This window comes from Streptomyces sp. NPDC001502 (assembly GCF_042894785.1).
GTDB classification, from domain to species: domain Bacteria; phylum Actinomycetota; class Actinomycetes; order Streptomycetales; family Streptomycetaceae; genus Streptomyces; species Streptomyces kutzneri.
Genome location: NZ_JBIAVW010000025.1, coordinates 20,391 through 37,958 on the forward strand (window position 1 = coordinate 20,391; position 17,568 = coordinate 37,958).

17 protein-coding genes are annotated in these 17,568 nt (G+C 73.1%); 10 read left to right on the top strand and 7 right to left on the bottom strand.

The window, feature by feature from the left end:
• The first annotated feature begins 18 nt into the window (after positions 1-18).
• From ACFY0D_RS32905 to ACFY0D_RS32930, 6 genes are all read left to right on the top strand, one after another.
• Positions 19-1,320 (top strand): hypothetical protein, encoded by a 1,302-nt coding sequence (locus tag ACFY0D_RS32905; RefSeq protein ID WP_390801670.1) that lies wholly within the window; start codon positions 19-21, stop codon positions 1,318-1,320.
• 35 nt (positions 1,321-1,355) lie between these two features.
• A complete protein-coding gene (locus tag ACFY0D_RS32910) occupies positions 1,356-1,976 on the top strand; it encodes a TetR family transcriptional regulator (RefSeq protein WP_390801608.1) in 621 nt (206 codons plus the stop codon).
• A gap of 225 nt (positions 1,977-2,201) precedes the next feature.
• A complete protein-coding gene (locus ACFY0D_RS32915) occupies positions 2,202-4,400 on the top strand; it encodes a molybdopterin oxidoreductase family protein (RefSeq protein ID WP_390801609.1) in 2,199 nt (732 codons plus the stop codon).
• A 73-nt stretch (positions 4,401-4,473) separates the two neighbouring features.
• Positions 4,474-5,964, top strand: a complete 1,491-nt coding sequence (locus ACFY0D_RS32920; protein ID WP_390801610.1) for a CitMHS family transporter — start codon at positions 4,474-4,476, stop codon at positions 5,962-5,964.
• Positions 5,965-6,062: 98 nt separating this feature from the next.
• Positions 6,063-7,475, top strand: a complete 1,413-nt coding sequence (locus ACFY0D_RS32925) for an aldehyde dehydrogenase family protein (protein ID WP_390801611.1) — start codon at positions 6,063-6,065, stop codon at positions 7,473-7,475.
• Between the two features lie 91 nt (positions 7,476-7,566).
• Complete coding sequence (locus ACFY0D_RS32930; RefSeq protein ID WP_390801671.1) at positions 7,567-8,646, top strand: Zn-dependent alcohol dehydrogenase; 1,080 nt, start codon at positions 7,567-7,569, stop codon at positions 8,644-8,646.
• 503 nt (positions 8,647-9,149) lie between these two features.
• Here the strand turns inward: ACFY0D_RS32930 and ACFY0D_RS32935 are convergent.
• Both ACFY0D_RS32935 and ACFY0D_RS32940 read right to left on the bottom strand, forming a co-directional pair.
• Positions 9,150-9,335, bottom strand: a complete 186-nt coding sequence (locus tag ACFY0D_RS32935; RefSeq protein WP_390801612.1) for a hypothetical protein — start codon at positions 9,333-9,335, stop codon at positions 9,150-9,152.
• Complete coding sequence (locus ACFY0D_RS32940) at positions 9,332-9,982, bottom strand: TetR/AcrR family transcriptional regulator (protein ID WP_390801613.1); 651 nt, start codon at positions 9,980-9,982, stop codon at positions 9,332-9,334. Before ACFY0D_RS32940 ends, ACFY0D_RS32935 begins: the two co-directional genes overlap by 4 nt.
• A gap of 68 nt (positions 9,983-10,050) precedes the next feature.
• On the opposite strand from ACFY0D_RS32940, the gene ACFY0D_RS32945 reads away from it, so the two are divergent.
• From ACFY0D_RS32945 to ACFY0D_RS32955, 3 genes are all read left to right on the top strand, one after another.
• On the top strand, positions 10,051-11,202 hold the full coding sequence (locus tag ACFY0D_RS32945; protein ID WP_390801614.1) for an acyl-CoA dehydrogenase family protein: 1,152 nt from the start codon (positions 10,051-10,053) through the stop codon (positions 11,200-11,202).
• A 59-nt stretch (positions 11,203-11,261) separates the two neighbouring features.
• Entirely contained in the window at positions 11,262-11,549 is a 288-nt protein-coding gene (locus ACFY0D_RS32950) for a YiaA/YiaB family inner membrane protein (protein WP_030011866.1), read from the top strand.
• A gap of 94 nt (positions 11,550-11,643) precedes the next feature.
• On the top strand, positions 11,644-12,279 hold the full coding sequence (locus ACFY0D_RS32955; RefSeq protein WP_382538274.1) for a TetR/AcrR family transcriptional regulator: 636 nt from the start codon (positions 11,644-11,646) through the stop codon (positions 12,277-12,279).
• On the opposite strand, the gene ACFY0D_RS32960 is transcribed toward ACFY0D_RS32955, so the two are convergent.
• The gene (locus ACFY0D_RS32960; RefSeq protein ID WP_266598305.1) at positions 12,270-12,731 is read right to left on the bottom strand and encodes a MaoC family dehydratase; all 462 of its coding nucleotides are present in this window, start codon (positions 12,729-12,731) and stop codon (positions 12,270-12,272) included. The genes ACFY0D_RS32955 and ACFY0D_RS32960 overlap by 10 nt on opposite strands.
• Before the next feature lie 106 nt (positions 12,732-12,837).
• Between ACFY0D_RS32960 and soxR the strand changes: the two genes are divergently transcribed.
• Positions 12,838-13,281, top strand: coding sequence for a redox-sensitive transcriptional activator SoxR (gene soxR / locus ACFY0D_RS32965; protein ID WP_301372142.1), 444 nt, complete (start codon positions 12,838-12,840; stop codon positions 13,279-13,281).
• Here the strand turns inward: soxR and ACFY0D_RS32970 are convergent.
• The 4 genes from ACFY0D_RS32970 to ACFY0D_RS32985 all read right to left on the bottom strand — a co-directional run bounded on the left by ACFY0D_RS32970 (position 13,262) and on the right by ACFY0D_RS32985 (position 17,513).
• On the bottom strand, positions 13,262-14,029 hold the full coding sequence (locus ACFY0D_RS32970; RefSeq protein WP_390801615.1) for a 3-keto-5-aminohexanoate cleavage protein: 768 nt from the start codon (positions 14,027-14,029) through the stop codon (positions 13,262-13,264). The two genes, soxR and ACFY0D_RS32970, sit on opposite strands and share 20 nt — an antisense overlap.
• A 26-nt stretch (positions 14,030-14,055) precedes the next feature.
• The gene (locus ACFY0D_RS32975) at positions 14,056-14,637 is read right to left on the bottom strand and encodes a hypothetical protein (protein WP_351160781.1); all 582 of its coding nucleotides are present in this window, start codon (positions 14,635-14,637) and stop codon (positions 14,056-14,058) included.
• Between the two features lie 95 nt (positions 14,638-14,732).
• Positions 14,733-16,073: a serine-threonine protein kinase gene (locus tag ACFY0D_RS32980; RefSeq protein WP_390801616.1), complete on the bottom strand. Its 1,341-nt coding sequence runs from the start codon at positions 16,071-16,073 to the stop codon at positions 14,733-14,735.
• Positions 16,074-16,157: 84 nt separating this feature from the next.
• Positions 16,158-17,513 (bottom strand): exo-beta-N-acetylmuramidase NamZ domain-containing protein, encoded by a 1,356-nt coding sequence (locus tag ACFY0D_RS32985; protein ID WP_390801617.1) that lies wholly within the window; start codon positions 17,511-17,513, stop codon positions 16,158-16,160.
• Positions 17,514-17,568 lie beyond the last annotated feature (55 nt).

The following is a 17,568-nucleotide window of genomic DNA, read 5'->3' on the forward strand; positions in this document are numbered from 1 at the left end:
GGGGGCCACAGCCAGGGCGTGGTCCTTCACCCGGCCGATCCGCTCACCTCGCTCGCGCACGGGATCGGGTCCCAGCACGATCTGCCGATCTCTCCTTTCTATGCGTTCGCCGGTGCCTTCGCCGCGCTGTTCGTCTCCTTTCTCGCGCTCGGCCTGCTCTGGTCCACCTCCCGCTTCCGCGGAGCGCGCTCGGGCCTCGCCCTGCCCGCCGCCCTCCAGCGGGTGGCCGACGCGCACACCACCCGAACCGCCCTGCGCGCACTGGGGCTCGCCGCCACGGCGGCCGTTCTGCTCCACCTCCTCCTCGGTCCCGACGACCCCGCGCACAACCCCGCTCCCGGCGCCGTCTACGTCCTCCTCTGGGTCGGACTCGTGCCCGCCTCCCTCCTCCTCGGCCCCGTCTGGCGCCTGCTCAACCCGCTCCGCACCCTGCACCGCCTGCTCTCCCGGGCCCTGCCCGTCCGCGGCCCCGGCCGCCCCCTCCCCGCCCGGCTCGGTCAGTGGCCCGCCGCCGCCGGACTGTTCGGCTTCACCTGGCTCGAACTCGTCGCTCCTGATCCCGCATCCACCACCACCCTCCTGATCGCCATCACCGCCTACGCCACCGCTCAACTCCTGCTCGCCGCCCGCTTCGGCGAGCGCTGGTTCGACGACGGCGACGCCTTCGAGGCGTACTCCGCCCTCTTCGCCCGGCTCGCCCCCCTCGGCCGTCGCAGCGACGGCCGCCTCGTTCTCCGTAACCCCTTCCACGGACTCGACGCGACACCCGAGCGGCCCGGACTCGTCGCCACCGTCTGCGTCCTGCTCGGCTCCACCGCCTACGACGGCTTCTCCGACAACCCCTCGTGGATCAACGCCATACAGACCTCCCCCCTCGGCCGCATCCCCACGGCCACACTCGGACTGCTCGGTTCCATCGCCCTCGTCGCCGCCCTCTACTGCCTCTGCGCCGCCGCCACCCGCCTCGTCAGCGGCCCGCACCCCGGCCCGCTGACCGCCTTCGCGCACTCACTCGTACCGATCGCGCTCGGCTATCTCATCGCCCACTACTTCTCCCTCCTGGTAGTCGAAGGACCACGCACAGTAAGAATGGCACTCGGCACTGACAACGCCCCCGAACCCGTGCCCCCGCTGGGTCCCGGCGGCCTCGCGGCCCTTCAGGTCATCGCCGTCGTCACCGGTCACGTCCTCGGTGTCGTCGCTGCCCACGACCGGTCCGTGCGACTCTTCCCGCCCGCGAAGGCGGTGGCCGGGCAACTGCCGCTGCTGGTGCTGATGATCACTTACACCGTCGGAGGGCTCAGTCTTCTGCTGAACTGATCCCCCCACAGAACCGAGAAGCGAGGAGCGGCATGATGGACCCCGTGCCTCCCGCCCACTCCCTGCGCCGAACGCCGATCCAGCAGCGCAGCGCCGACCGGCTCGCCCGGATCCTCGACGCCTGCGCCGAGCTGCTGGACGAGACCGGGTACGAGAACCTCAGCACCCGCGCCGTGGCCCTGCGCGCCGGCGTGCCGATCGGTTCCGTCTACCGCTTCTTCGGCAACAAGCGGGCCATGGCCATCGCCCTCGCCCACCGCAACCTGGACCGCTATGTCGACGGCATCACGGACCGGCTCGCCGACCTCCCGGCCACCCACTGGCGCCCCGTCGTGGACGCGGTACTGGACGAGTACCTGGCCATGAAGCGCAGCGTTCCCGGCTTCGCGCTCGTCGACTTCGGTGTTCCCGCGCCTCCGGCCGAGGGGCCGGAGGCGGATCCCAACCATCAGGTCGCCGACCGGCTGACGGAACTGCTCTCCGCGCATCTCGCCCTGACCCCGGACGCCACCCTGGAGCGGGCCGTCCTCGTCGCCGTCGAGGCCACCGACGCGCTGATACAACTCGCCTTCCGTGCCGACCCGGCCGGGGATCCCGGCATCGTCGCCGAGACCCGAGCGATGATGCACGCGTACCTGGCCCGCGTGCTGGACTGACCCCTTCCGGCCCCGGCCCCGGCCCCGTCCGGCCCCGGCCCCGTCCGGCCCCGGCCCCTGCTCCGGCGCCGCCGCCGTTGCCCCCGTCCGGCCCGGGAGAGGTGTCGGCCGTCACCCGTATCCACCCGGTCCCGCACACCCCTCCCCTCCATGCGTACCGGTCGGTATGCTCGATGCACTCCGCGTGCCCGTGCCCGTGCCGCAGACCGCCGCCCTGGAGGGCCCATGTCCCGCACCGCCCTGCGTATCTGCCCCCTCTGCGAAGCCACCTGCGGCCTCACCCTGACCCTCGCGGACGGCGCGGTCACCGGAGCCCGCGGTGACCGCGAGGACGTCTTCAGCCGCGGCTTCATCTGCCCCAAGGGGGCTGCGTTCGGAGCGCTCGACTCCGACCCCGACCGCTTGCGAAGTCCCCTCGTCCGCCGCGACGGCCACTTGCGCGAGGCCACCTGGGAGGAGGCCTTCGAGGCCATCGCGGCCGCCGTCCCCGCCCTGGTCCAGGAGTACGGGGCCCAGTCGGTCGGGGTCGTACTCGGCAACCCGAACGTCCACACCATGGCCGGCGCCCTCTACCCGCCCCTGCTGCTCAAGAGCCTCGGCACCCGCAACCTCTTCACCGCCAGCACCCTCGACCAGATGCCCAAGCACGTGTCCAGCGGGCTGCTCTTCGGCGACCCCTTCGCCATCCCGGTCCCCGACCTCGACCGGACCGACTTCCTGCTGCTCCTGGGCGCGAACCCGGTCGAGTCCAACGGCTCCCTGTGCACCGCCCCCGACTTCCCGGGCCGGCTCAAGGCCCTGCGCGCCCGCGGCGGCACCCTGGTCGTCGTCGACCCGCGCCGTACGCGCACCGCCGCGCTCGCCGACCGCCACCTCGCGCCGCGCCCGGGCAGCGACGCGCTGCTGCTCGCCGCCCTCGCGCACACCCTGATCGAGGAGAAGCTCGCCGACCCCGGAACGCTGGAGGAATACTGCGACGGCATCGGGGAACTCGGCGCCGCGCTCGGGAGTTTCACTCCTGAGGCGGTCGCACCCGCATGCGACCTCACCGCTGCCGAGATCCGCTCGCTCGCCCGCGAGCTCGCGGCCGCACCCACCGCCGCCGTCTACGCCCGGATCGGCAGCTGCACCGTCGAGTTCGGCACGCTCGCGAGCTGGCTGGTCGACGTACTGAACATCCTCACCGGCAATCTCGACAGGCCGGGCGGAGCCCTCTTCCCGCTCTCCGCGACCGCCCCCGCAGGCCGCCCCGCGGGACCGGGCAAGGGATTCGCCCTCGGCCGCTGGTCGAGCCGGGTCGCGGGCCATCCCGAGGTCAAGGGCGAGCTGCCCATGGCCGCCCTCGCGGAGGAGATCGAGACCCCGGGTGACGGGCGGATCCGGGTCCTGCTGGCCATCGCCGCCAATCCGGTCCTGTCCGCACCCGACGGCGATCGGTTGGACCGGGCGCTGGCCGGGCTGGACTTCATGGTCTCGGTCGACCCCTACCTGAACGAGACCTCACGCCACGCCCACGTCGTCCTGCCACCGCCGCCGCCCTCACAGAGCGCGCATTTCGACTTCGCGTTCAACGGGTTCGCCGTGCGCAACCAGGCCCGCTATTCGCCCGCCGCCCTCCCGCCGGCGGACGGGCGCATGGACGAGTGCGAGATCCACGCGCGCCTGATCCTCGCGGTCTCCGGGCTGCACGGAGCGCCGCCGGGGGCCGTCGACGAGCGCGTCATCGCCGACAGCCTGGCCCGAGCCGTCACCGATCCCCACTCACCGCTCCACGGCGGCGACCCGCAGGAGCTGGCTCTCCGGCTGACCGGCCGCACCGGCCCCGAGCGGCGCCTCGACCTGATGCTGCGCACCGGCCCGTACGACCTGACGCTCGACGATCTGCGGCAGGCGCCGCACGGCATCGACCTCGGCCCGCTGCAGCCCCGGCTCCCGGGCGTGTTGAAGACCCGCAGCGGCAGGATCGAGCTGCTCTCGGACCCGGTCGCGGCCGAGCTCCCCAGGCTGCGCGCGGCGCTCGCCGACCGCCCCGCCGCCCTGGTGCTCGTGGGCCGCCGCCATCTGCGGTCCAACAACAGCTGGTTGCACAACGTCCCGGCCCTCACCGGAGGTTCCAACCGCTGCACACTTCAGGTCCATCCGCAGGACGCGGACCGGCTCGGCCTCGCCGACGGCGGGCAGGCCAGGATCACCGCCGACGGCGGGAGCCTGGAGGTTCCCGTCGAGGTCACCGACGCCATCCGTAGCGGCGTGGTGAGCCTTCCGCACGGCTGGGGCCACGACCGGCCCGGCTCGCGGCTGTCGGTGGCCGCCGCGACGCCGGGCGTGAACGTCAACCAGCTGCTCGACGGCACCCGCATCGACCGGCTGTCCGGCACGGCGGTGCTCAACGGCTTCCCCGTCGAGCTCACACCACTGCCCTGAGCTGGGGTTTTGCTCGTATTGCTCACGCGCAGACGTCTTGTTGGCGTACGGAGGGGGCACCTACCTTCCCCACATGCTGACCTTCCTCGGCTTCGCCATGATCGCGACATTCCTGGTCCTGATCATGATGAAGAAAATGTCGCCCATCGCGGCGCTCGTCCTCATCCCCGCACTCTTCTGCGTGTTCGCAGGGAAGGGCGCGCACCTCGGCGACTACGTCATCGAAGGCGTCGGCAAGCTCGCCCCGACCGCCGCCATGCTGATGTTCGCCATCGTCTACTTCGGCGTGATGATCGACGTCGGCCTCTTCGACCCGATCGTCCGCGGCATCCTGCGCTTCTGCAAGGCGGACCCGATGCGGGTGGTGGTCGGCACCGCCGTCCTCGCCGCGATCGTGTCGCTCGACGGCGACGGATCGACCACCTTCATGATCACGGTCTCGGCCATGTACCCCCTCTACAAGCGGCTCGGCCTGAGCCTGGTGGTGATGACGGGCGTCGCGGCCACGGCCAACGGCGTCATGAACACCCTGCCCTGGGGCGGTCCGACCGCGCGCGCCGCCACCGCCCTCAAGCTCGACGCCGCCGACATCTTCGTCCCGATGATTCCGGCGCTCGCGGTGGGCCTGCTGTTCGTGTTCGTCCTCGCGTACGTCCTCGGTGTGAAGGAGCGCCGCCGGGTCGGCACGCTGGTGCTGCCCGGCCAGGCGGCGCCGGAGGCCGCCGAGGCGGAGCTGGTCCCGGCCGCGCCCGGCATGGCCGCCGCGCCCGGCACGGCCGCCGCGGCCGTCGCCGAGACGACGTCCACGTTCGTCGAAGGGTCCGCCGGAGCCACCGCGTCCGCGGGTTCCGCGGCCTCCTCCACGGGTCCGGCCGCCGTCGCCCCGCACGGGAACGGTTCTGCCCCCGCTCCCGAGGACGGATTCCAGGGCCTGGACCCGGACCGCCCCACCCTGCGGCCCCGTCTCTACTGGTTCAACGCCGGCCTCACCGTGGCCCTTCTCACCGCCATGATCATGGAGCTGCTGCCCATCCCGGTGCTGTTCCTGCTCGGCGCCGCCCTCGCCCTCACCGTCAACTTCCCGCACATGCCCGACCAGAAGGCCCGGATCGCCGCCCACGCCGACAACGTCCTCAACGTCGCCGGCATGGTCTTCGCCGCCGCCGTCTTCACCGGAGTCCTCACCGGCACCGGCATGGTCAAGCACATGGCCGACTGGCTCGTCGGCGCCATCCCCGAGGGCATGGGCCCGCACATGGCACTGGTCACCGGCCTGCTCAGCCTGCCGCTCACCTACTTCATGTCCAACGACGGCTTCTACTTCGGTGTCCTGCCCGTCCTGGCCGAGGCCGGCGCCGCCCACGGGGTCTCCCCGCTGGAGATCGCCCGTGCCTCCCTCGTCGGTCAGGCCCTGCACATGTCGAGCCCACTGGTTCCGGCCGTCTACGTCCTCGTCGGCATGGCCAAGGTGGAGTTCGGCGACCACACCCGATTCACCGTGAAATGGGCGGCCCTGACCTCACTCGTGGTCCTCGCGGCAGGGATGCTTTTCGGCATCATCTGAAATTCGGTGCCCCCTGGCCGGTAAAAACTACCGACGCTAGTTTGTAGGGTGTTCGCGAGGTCGGATCTACGCGCTCGTGCGTGCTCGGGAGGAATGCCATGAAGGCCCACGACGGGATGTACATCGACGGCGCGTGGCGGCCCGCCGTCGGCAGCGATCTGATCGAGGTCGTGAACCCGGCCGACGGCCAGGTCATCGCCCAGGTCCCGGCCGGCACCGAAGAGGATGTGGACGCGGCCGTACGCGCGGCCCGCGCGGCCCTCCCCGGCTGGGCGGCCACGGCCCCGGCCGAGCGGGCCGCCCTGATCGGCGCGCTCCGCGACGCACTGCTGGCCCGCACGGGCGAGCTGGCCGAGACCATCACCGCCGAGCTCGGGTCCCCGCTCGGTTTCTCGAAGGCGGTCCACGTCGGAGCGCCGATCGCCGTGGCCACCTCTTATGCCGAACTCGCCTCCTCGTACGCCTTCGAGGAGCGGGTCGGGAACTCCATCGTGCTGCTGGAGCCGATCGGTGTGGTCGCGGCCATCACGCCCTGGAACTATCCGCTGCACCAGGTCGTTGCAAAGGTGGCGCCCGCTCTCGCCGCCGGCTGCACCCTCGTCCTCAAGCCGGCCGAGGACACCCCGCTGACCGCACAGCTCTTCGCCGAAGCCGTGCACGAGGTGGGCATCCCAGCCGGAGTCTTCAACCTGGTGACCGGTACCGGTCCGGTCGCCGGCCAGGCCCTCGCCGCGCACGAGGGAGTCGACCTCGTCTCCTTCACCGGCTCGACCGCGGTCGGCAAGCAGATCGGCGCCACGGCCGGGGCCGCCGTCAAGCGGGTCGCGCTCGAACTGGGCGGCAAATCGGCCAATGTCATCCTGCCCGGGGCCGACCTGGTCAAGGCTGTCGCGGCAGGCGTCGGGCACGTCATGAACAACAGCGGCCAGAGCTGCAACGCGCTCACCCGGATGCTCGTCCACCGGGACCACTACGAGGAGGCCGTCTCGCTCGCGGCCGCCGCCGTCGCCGACTACCCCACCGGCGACCCCCGCGAGGCCGGTGTCCGCGTCGGCCCGGTCGTCAACGCCAAGCAGCACGAGCGCGTCCGCGGCTTCATCACCAAGGGCCTGGAGGAAGGCGCGCGCCTCGTCGCCGGCGGGCCCGACGCGCCGCTGGAGCAGGGGTACTTCGTGGCGCCGACGGTGTTCGCCGACGTCACGCCCGACATGACCATCGCCCAGGAGGAGATCTTCGGCCCGGTGCTGTCGATCCTCCGCTACGAGGACGAGGAGGAGGCTCTCAATATCGCCAACGGCACCGTCTACGGCCTGGGCGGCGCCGTCTGGGCCGCCGACGACGCGACGGCCGTGGCCTTTGCGCGCCGGATGGACACCGGGCAGGTGGACATCAACGGCGGCCGCTTCAACGTGCTCGCGCCCTTCGGCGGCTACAAGCAGTCGGGTGTCGGCCGTGAGCTGGGCGCGCACGGCCTGGCGGAGTACCTCCAGACCAAGTCCCTGCAGTTCTGATCCCCCCGTCCGACCCGTCCGACCCGTCCGACCCGCCGTACCCGCCCGACCTGCCGCACCCGCCCCGCACCGGAAAGACGAGATGACGACCATGGTCCGCGCCGCTGTCCTGCCCGCCGCCGGAGCTCCGCTGGAGATACGGGACATCGTGCTGCCGGATCCCGGCCCCGGGCAGGTCCGGGTGCGGCTCGCCGCCGCCGGCGTGTGCCACTCCGACCTCTCCCTCAGCAACGGCACCATGCGGGTTCCCGTGCCCGCCGTCCTCGGCCACGAGGGCGCGGGCACGGTCCTCGCGGTGGGGGAGGGCGTCACCCACGTCGCCCCCGGTGACGGCGTGGTGCTCAACTGGGCCCCGTCCTGCGGAGAGTGCCACCACTGCACGATCGGTGAGGTCTGGCTCTGCGCCACGGCGCTCACCGGGGTCGGGGCCGTCTACGCGCATGACGCGCAGGGCACCCCACTGCACCCCGGGCTGAATGTGGCAGCCTTCGCCGAGGAGACCCTCGTCGCGGCCAACTGCGTGCTGCCCGCCCCCGCCGGGATCCCGCTCGCCGAGGCCGCCCTCCTCGGCTGCGCCGTCCTCACCGGCTACGGGGCCGTCCACCACAGCGCCCAGGTCCGCCCGGGCGAGTCGGTGGCCGTCTTCGGGGCCGGCGGGGTCGGCCTGGTGGCCCTTCAGGCCGCCCGGATCGCGCAGGCCGGCCCGGTCATCGCCGTCGACGTGTCCCCGGCCAAGGAGGAACTGGCCCGTGCGGCCGGAGCCACCGAGTTCGTGCTGGCCTCCGACACCACCGCCCAGCAGATCCGTGCGCTGACCGGCGGTCAGGGCGCCGATGTCGCCGTCGAGTGTGTCGGCCGGGCCGAGACCATCCGGGGCGCCTGGGAGTCGACCCGGCGCGGCGGCCGCACCACGGTCGTCGGCATCGGCGGCAAGGAGCAGCGGGTCACCTTCCACTCCATGGAGATCTTCCACTTCGCCCGCACCCTCACCGGCTGCGTCTACGGCAACAGCGACCCGGCCCGCGACCTCTCGGTGATCGCCGAGCACGTCCGCGCGGGCCGCCTCGACCTCGGCGCCCTGGTCACCGACCGCATCAGCCTCGATGGCATTCCGGCCGCCTTCGACGCCATGCTGGCGGGCAAGGGCGGCCGCTCCCTCATCGTCTTCTAGCGCTGTGACCGGAAAGGTTCACCGGGCCACGACGCCCGGTACGGCGCCTCATCCCCCAGACTCCGTCGGGGGGACCCCAGGTTGTCGGACCGCGCAAGTACGTCCACTACGAGCCGCGGCCCTCCGCCTTGCGATGTTTCCCCTAGGTCCTGCGGGCCTGGGGAGACCCCATGCACCGGACGACGCAACCCGGCAAGCCTTCCCGGCCACAGCACTAGTAGGCCGGTCCGACACCTCCTCGCCCCGCGGGTCGTCGAGCAGCACGAGGGCCCGGAGCGCCTCGATCTGGATCTCGACCGACGGATCGGCGCGGGCGAGGAGCTCGGCGAAGGAGTCCGTATCCCGTAGGCGGCCTTCGGAAGGCACGGGATCGCTGTGTGACCCGTGTGACCCGTGTGACCCATGTGGACCTGCGGCGCGTCGCCGTCCGGGACCCGGCTGAGCTCCGCCGGCGCCCGGTGCCCCGTCCGGTGGCGCAACTCGTTCTCGGCGCCGCTCTCGCGTCAGTGACGGGCCAGTTCCAGGGCGGTCCGCCCGCCGGGGCCGGTGGGCCACAGCGGCGCCGACGAGGACACCAGGAGCCCGGTGACCGCGCAGGCCCCGGCGTCGACCGCCCGCACCCGTGCGCGGCCGCGCACCGCGTCGTCGGCCCGCACCGCCGTGACCAGGTAGGTGTGCTCCTGCGTCACGCCGTTTCCCTCAACGCCTCGTACTGGAGGGCCAGTCCGTCCAGCAGCGCGGCCAGGCCCGTCTCGAAGGCGCCCTCGTCCACCTCGCGCCCGCGCTCCGCCAGCAGGTGGGCCTGGCCCAGGTGCGGGTAGTCCGCCGGGTCGTAGGCCGTGCGGTCGTCCACGAACCCCCCGGCGAAGGAGGCCACCGCCGAGCCCAGGATGAAGTACCGCATCAGCGCGCCGATCCGGGTCGCCTGCGCCGCCGGCCAGCCCGCCGCCGTCATCGCCCCGAACACCGCGTCCGCCAGCCGCAGCCCGGCCGGCCGGCGGCCCGGCCCGCGCGCCAGTACCGGCACGATGTTCGGGTGGTCCGCCAAGGCGTCCCGGTACGAGTGCGCCCACGCGTGCAGAGCCGCCCGCCAGTCCTGGCCGCCGTCGAACATCGACAGGTCCACCCGCGCGCTCACCGCGTCCGCCACCGCGTCCAGGATCTCGTCCTTGGTGCGGAAATGGTTGTAGAGCGAGGGCCCGCTGACCCCGAGCGCGGCCGCCAGCCGCCGCGTCGACACCGCCTCCAGCCCCTCCGCGTCCACCAGGGCGCCGGCCGCCTCGATGATGCGGTCCCGGCTGAGGAGGGGCTTGCGCGGTCTGGCCATGCGCCACATAGTAGGGCCTGCCCGCCATAAACTACCGGTGCTAGTTAAAGGCGCCGATCCCGCCCCGGAGGTGCCCGGTGAATCTGGAGCTGAGCGAGGAGCAGACCGCCGTCCGCAGGCTCGCCCGCGAGTTCACCGAGCGCGAGGTCGTCCCGTACGCCGCCGCGTGGGACCGCGCCGAGAGCGTGGACCGGGCCATCGTGAAGAAGCTGGGCGCGCTCGGTTTCCTCGGCCTGACCGTCCCCGAGGAGTATGGCGGCTCCGGCGGTGACCACCTCGCCTACGTGTTCGTCACCGAGGAACTCGGACGCGGCGACTCCGCCGTGCGCGGGATCGTCTCCGTCTCCCTCGGCCTGGTCGCCAAGACCATCGCTGCCTGGGGCACCGAGGAGCAGAAGCGCGCCTGGCTGCCCCGCCTGTGCTCCGGCGACGCGCTCGGCTGCTTCGGCCTGACCGAGCCCGGCACCGGCTCCGACGCAGGCAGCCTCACCGCCCGCGCCGTGCGCACGGGTGACGCGTACGTCCTCGACGGCAGCAAGATGTTCATCACCAACGGCACCTGGGCCGACGTGGTGCTGCTCTTCGCCCGCACCGGCGACGAGCCCGGCCACCGCGGGGTCTCCGCCTTCCTCGTCCCCACCGACACCCCGGGCCTGACCCGCCGCGAGATCCACGGCAAACTCGGCCTGCGCGGCCAGGCCACCGCCGAACTCGTCCTCGACGGCGTGCGCGTGCCCGCCGCCGCGATGCTCGGCCCCGAGGGCAAGGGCTTCTCGGTCGCCATGTCCGCCCTCGCCAAGGGCCGGATGTCGGTCGCCGCCGGCTGCGTCGGCATCGCGCAGGCGGCCCTGGACGCGGCCGTCTCGTACGCGGCCCAGCGCGAGCAGTTCGGCCGGCCCATAGCCCACCACCAGCTGGTGCAGGAGCTCATCGCCGACATCTCGGTCGACGTGGACGCCGCCCGCCTGCTGACCTGGCGGGTGGCCGACCTCATCGACCGAGGACAGCCCTTCGCCACCGAGTCCTCCACCGCCAAGCTCTTCGCCTCCGAGGCCGCCGTGCGCGCCGCGAGCAACGCCCTCCAGGTGCACGGCGGGTACGGCTACATCGACGAGTACCCGGCGGGCAAACTGCTGCGCGACGCCCGCGTGATGACCCTGTACGAGGGCACGAGCCAGATCCAGAAGCTGCTCATCGGCCGTGCCCGCACCGGGGTTTCCGCCTTCTGAGTACCCGTATGAGTACGCGTGCGGATGTGCTCTCCCGCCGTCCGCCCGATGCTCGACCCATGAACGAGACACCGGTCAAGCAGCAGAGCACGGGGGCGTACTACGGCCAGGCCGTCGCCTCCTTCGGCATCGCCATCGGCGCCGTGGCCGTGGGGATCTACAACCTGGAGGCGAACGGCTGGGTCCGGGCCTTCCTCGGCATCGCGGTCCTCTACCTCACCACCTCGGCCTTCACCCTCGCCAAGGTGATCCGCGACCGCCAGGAGGTCACGCAGATCGTCAGCCGGGTGGATCAGGCCAGGATGGAGAAGATCATGGCCGAGTACGACCCCTTCGCGCCGAAATAGCCGGCCCGCCGGGCCCGGCCGGCCCGACATCGCTAAGCGCTTGCTCACCCTCCGGTAGGGTGTTCACTTCCACACGGTGAAGGGTGAGTGAGCGATGGGCAGCGCGGAGGAAACGGTCGACGGCTACCGGCCGTGGTCCGAGGTCACCCCCGACGCCGCTCGGCGGCTGCTCGTCGCCGCCGTCGACGCCTTCGCCGAGCGCGGGTACCACGCCACCACCACACGTGACATCGCGGGCCGTGCCGGTATGAGCCCGGCCGCGCTCTACATCCACTACAAGACCAAGGAAGAGCTGCTCCAGAGGATCAGCCGGATCGGCCACGACAAGGCGCTGGAGATCCTGACCACCGCCGCCGACGGCCCCGGCAGCGCCGCCGACCGGCTCGATGCCGCCGTGCGGTCCTTCGTGCGCTGGCACGCGGCGCACCACACCACCGCGCGCGTGGTCCAGTACGAGCTCGACGCTCTCGCTCCGGAGCACCGCTCCGAGATCGTGGCGCTGCGCCGACAGAGCGACGCGGCCGTGCGCCGCATCATCGCCGACGGGGTGGCCGCGGGGGAGTTCGACGTCCCCGACGTGCCGGGCACCACCCTCGCCGTGCTGTCGCTGTGCATCGACGTGGCCCGCTGGTTCAACACGGCCGGGCAGCGTACGCCCGACGAGGTCGGCGGGCTCTACGCCGACCTCGTGCTCCGCATGGTCGCCGCGCGGCCGGGCCCTCAGAAGTAGTAGCGCGACACCGACTCCGCCACGCACACCGGCTTGTCGCCGCCCTCGCGCTCGACCGTGACGGTGGCCGTGACCTGTACGCCGCCGCCCGCCTCCGCGACCTCCGTGATCACGGCGACGGCGCGCAGCCGTGAGCCGACCGGCACGGGTGCCGGGAAACGGACCTTGTTCGTCCCGTAGTTGAGACCCATCCGCATGCCCTCGACCCGCATGATCTGCGGTACCAGGCTGGGCAGCAGCGACAGCGTCAGATAGCCGTGCGCGATGGTGGAACCGAAGGGTCCGCCCGCCGCGCGCTCCGGGTCCACGTGGATCCACTGGTGATCGCCGGTGGCGTCCGCGAAGAGGTCGATCCGCTTCTGGTCCACCTCCAGCCACTCGCTGGGGCCGAGCGGTTCGCCGATCCCGGCGTGCAGCTCCTCGGCGGACGTGAAGACCCTCGGCTCGGCCATGCCCTGTTCCTGTCTCTCGCGGACGACTGACGGACGAATAAGCGCTTGCTCAGCATGCTGGGGGGCGTATGCGTATGTCAACGGACCTCCGGCTACGCTCGACCGGGTGCCGCAGATTCCCGAGAAAATCCACGAGCTCACCGTCGGTCAGCTGTCCGCCCGTAGCGGCGCGGCCGTCTCGGCGCTCCACTTCTACGAGGCCAAGGGCCTGATCAGCAGCCGCCGCACCTCCGGCAACCAGCGCCGCTACACGCGTGACGCGCTGCGCCGGGTGGCCTTCGTACGCGCCGCCCAGCGCGTGGGCATCCCGCTGGCCAGCATCCGCGAGGCGCTCGCCCAGCTCCCTGAGGAGCGCACCCCCAACCGCGAGGACTGGGCCCGTCTCTCCGAGGCCTGGCGCGCCGAACTCGACGAACGCATCACCCGGCTCGGCCGCCTGCGCGACCACCTGACGGACTGCATCGGCTGCGGCTGCCTGTCGATGGAGACCTGCGCGCTGTCCAACCCGGACGACGCCTTCGGCGAGCGGCTCACCGGCTCGCGGCTGTAGCCGCCGCCCGGGCCACCACGTCCCGGGCCACCACGTCCCGCGCCACCACGTCCCGCGCCACCACTTCCCGGGCCGCCGTGACCAGTTCGGCATTCGACCGGGCCGGCCGCCCGTCGGGCAGATGTGTCACATCGCCTACGCCGGTCCGCACGCCGGTACCGCACCGCGCGGCCAGCCGCAGTACCGGCCAGGCGGCCGCGTCCCGCCCGTACAGCAGCACCGGTACCGGCGGCAGCGCGCGCAGCCCCGCGACCAGGGCCGGATCGGCCGCCGCCAGCTCGGCCGAGAGCCGGACCCGCCCGGGCTCACGCACCGGCCAGGCCAGGAACGCGGCCAGCGGCTCCGGCCCGGCCGCACCGCCCAGCGGCACCACCGCGTCCACCGCGACCCCCCGCGCCAGCAGGGCCTGCGCCAGCTCCGCGGCACCCGGCTGCCCGAAGCGCACCACTGCCCGGTCCGGCAGCACCGTCCACGAAGCCACCCGCTCCAGCCGCCCCACGGGCTCGGGCTCGGCCGCGATCGACACCGGCACCGACAGCGCTACGCCGACCCCCGTACGCCGCAGCACCTCCAGCACCGGTCCGATCACCCGCGGCGAGAGGCTCTCCCGCCCGCACGGCGTCCGCGGATGCACCAGCACCTCCCCGGCCCCGGCGCCGACGGCCGCGAGCGCCGATTCCGCCAGCGCCTGCGGCGACATCGGCACGGCCGGGCCGTCCGCGGCGCTCCGCGAGCCGTTCAACGACACCGGAACCGGCGTCGGCACCGGCGGTCTCACGCGGCTCCCACCGAGGGGGTGTCCACCAGGGCCGGTCTGGGCACCACGATCCCGCAGCCCGCGCACACCGGCCCGTCCCAGGCCAGCGCCCCCGCCCAGGGGCCGACCGGAGCCACCTCCGGCCAGTGCAGCTCGGTGTCCCCGCACACCGGACACGCGGTCCCCGGACCCGACTCCAGTGCCCGCACCAGCCTGCGCAGCACCTCGCCCAGCGCCCCCTCCGGCCGAACCCCGGGATCCGCGCACCGCACCACCGCGTCCCCGCTCCCGCCCCAGGCCCACTCCGGCCGGCGCAGCCCGTGGTGCTTCTCCCGCCGGCGTCGCTCCGCGAACTGCCGCTCGTACTCCAGCCAGACCGCCCGCGCGTCCTCCAGCTCCTCCAGGGCGGCGACCAGCCGCAGCGGATCGGCCCCCCGGTCCTCCGGGGCGATCCCGTGCCGGTCGCACAGGTGCCACCACGTGGCCCGGTGCCCGTACGGAGCGAACCGCTCCAGGCAGCGGCGCAGTGAATGGCGCCGCAAGGCCCGGTCATTGCGCGCGTCGCGCACCTGGTAGGCCAGACTCCGGAATCCCGCCATCACACCATCACCTCCGCCGATGTGCCCAACATGCCCGGCCGGAGGCAGGCGCATGCGGGGGCGGTCGAGGCGTGCGGGTGGCACATGGCCAGAACTCAGCGCCCCATGCGCCCCGCAGTCACCACCACCCGGGCCAGTTCCTCGTGGCAGATATCGCTGTGCGCCCCCGACGGGGCGCCACCGCGCCGCACCACGGAGCCCGCGTCCACGCTGACGCAACCGGCCGTGGGCACCCCCTCGCGCAGGGCGGTGTCGAGGCTCAGCCGGGGCGCGCCCGGGACCGCCTGGACCCCGTCGTGTCCGATGGCGCCCCACCGCTCGTCGAAACCCAGCAGTCCGGCCGAATCCCCTGCCATCCGGGAGGCCAGCGGGTAGAAGACCTTGAGGGCCGAGTCGTGCGCGGAATGGCAGGCGACCACCGGCCCGTCGACCCGGTGCTGGAGCCCGCGCAGGGCACCGCCGTTGCCCTTGTCGTGCGGCAGCCGGTCGGCGAACGCGTAGTGGGAGAAGGCTCCCTGGAGCAGGGTCACGGATTTCACGTACCGCGCGCGGTCCGGCACCGCGCGCAAGGAGAAGGAGACGACGCGCGCCCCGAAGCTGTGCCCGATCAGATGGAACCGCAGGGCGGGGCGGGCGGCCGCCAGCTGGGCCAGTACGGGGCCGAGGCCCCGTTCGCCGACCACGCCCGCCCGCTTCTTCATCTTGTAGTACGTCGCCTGCCGCAGCAGTTCCTTGGCGCCGCCCCACAGCCCGCGCAGCCCGCCGCCGACCGTGAGCCCCGGACCGTCGGGGCCCGCCGAGGCAGGTGCCCCCGGCGTGCCCGGCGCGCCCGCCCTGACCAGAGCGACGGAAAGGGCCCGGCACACCTCCAGCACATCGTCCGTGAAGATCGCGGGAACCGCCGGCGCGACCGCCGCGGGCACCGCGTCCACCCCCGCCAACTCGCGTACCAGGGCGCCGAACTCGATGAAGGCGGCCGCCGAATCCGGCTGCTCCTCCAGCAGTTCCGCCACCCGGTCCAGCTCCGCCCGCCGCTCCGGCCAGAACTCCCCGAGCGCCCGGCGGGTGAGCGGGTCCAGTGCGCTGCCGAGGCCCGGTTCCGCGAGGACGCCCGGCGCGTCGAAGTCCGGTATCGGCTCGTCGGAGAAGCGCATCGCGGGCCATACGACACCCACGTATCCCAGGCGCACCCCCGACCCCACCAGCGCCTCGAAGGGCGCGAAGAAACGGTCGTAGAGGCGCGTCGCCGTGGACCGGTCGCTGTTCCAGCCGTGCGCGAAGACCAGCAGGTCGGTCGCCTCCATCCGGGACACCGCCCCCTGCGTGCCCCGGTCCACGTCCCCCTCGGAGTCGAAGGTCAGCTCCGCGTACGGCCGCACCCCGACCCCGCTTCCGCTCCCGACCCCGATCCCGAATCCGCCACCGATGTCCGCCATGACGTCCCCCTCCACGCCGTGCCTCCGGGTGCAGTCAGCATCCTGCTGCGGAGCCCGCCCGGCCAGCCCTCCGGCGCGGTCGGATCACGGATACAGCAGGTACCCCTCGCGCACCGCCCCGAAGCGCGCCAGCCCCGCCGCCCAGTCACCCGCGACCTCGTCCACGTCCGCCCCGGCGTCCACCAGCGTCCGCACCCGGTCCGAGCCGGTCAGCCGGTCGATCCAGTGGTCCGCGCGCCAGCCGAAGCCGCTCCACACCCGCCGCGCCGTGATCAGCAGGCCGATCCCGGCCCGTACCGGGTCGAAGGCCTCCCGGTCGTGCACGATCAGCCGGACCCCGCCGCACACCTTCCCCACGTGCTTGGAGAAGGTCGGCGTGAAGTACGCCTCCCGGAACCACACCCCGGGCAGCCCCAGCGCGTTCGCCGCCTCCGCCCACCGCCGGTCGATCCCCTCCGCACCGACCACCTCGAAGGGCGTGGTCGTCCCGCGCCCCTCGGAGAGGTTCGTCCCCTCGAACAGGCACGTGCCGGCGTACGCGAGGGCCGTGTCCGGGGTCGGCATGTTCGGGCTCGGCGGCACCCAGGGCAGCCCGGTCTCCGCGAAGAACGACTCCCGCCGCCACCCGGACATCGCCACCGTCCGGAGCCTGACCGGGTGGTCCGTCAGGAACTCGCCGTTGAAGAGCCGGGCCAGTTCGGCCGCCGTCATCCCGTGCGCGAGGGCGATCGGCTCCCGGCCGACGAAGCTCGCGTACGGCCGCTCCAGCACGGGCCCCGCGGCCCGCCGGCCGCCCACCGGATTGGGCCGGTCCAGCACCACGACCGCCTTGCCGGCGAGCGCGGCCGCGCGCATGCAGTCGTAAAGGGTCCAGATGTAGGTGTAGAAGCGCGCCCCGACGTCCTGGATGTCGAAGACGACGGTGTCGATCCCCGCCGCCGTGAACACGTCCGCGAGCTTCTGCCCGCTCTTGTCGTACGTGTCGTACACCGGCAGCCCCGTCGCCGGATCCCGGGAGGCCCCCTCCGAGTCGCCCGCCTGCGCCGTTCCGCGGAAGCCGTGCTCGGGCCCGAACACCGCCACCAGGTCGACCCGTTCGTCCGCGTGCAGTACGTCGACCAGGTGCCGGGCGTCTGCGGTGATCCCGGTGGGATTGGTGACCACCCCGACCTTCTGCCCGGCCAGTGCGGCGTACCCGTCCGCGGCGAGCCGCTCGAAGCCGGTACGCACCCGGCCGGCTGCCACCGTGGCCCCGGCCGCCCCGGCCGCCCCGGCCGCCCCGGCCGCCCCGGCCGCCCCGCCCGCGCCGGACCCGGCGGCTCCGCCTGCCCCGGCGGGCCCGTCGGCCCCGGCGGACCGGAGCGGCCCCGCCGCTCCCAGGGCGCCCGCCGATCCGATGGCCCCCGCCAGCCCCAGCACCCCGCGTCGCGACAGCGTCATCCCGCCACGCTAGGGGCCGCGCCCCTTTCCTCCTGACATACCGACCGGTTAGTCT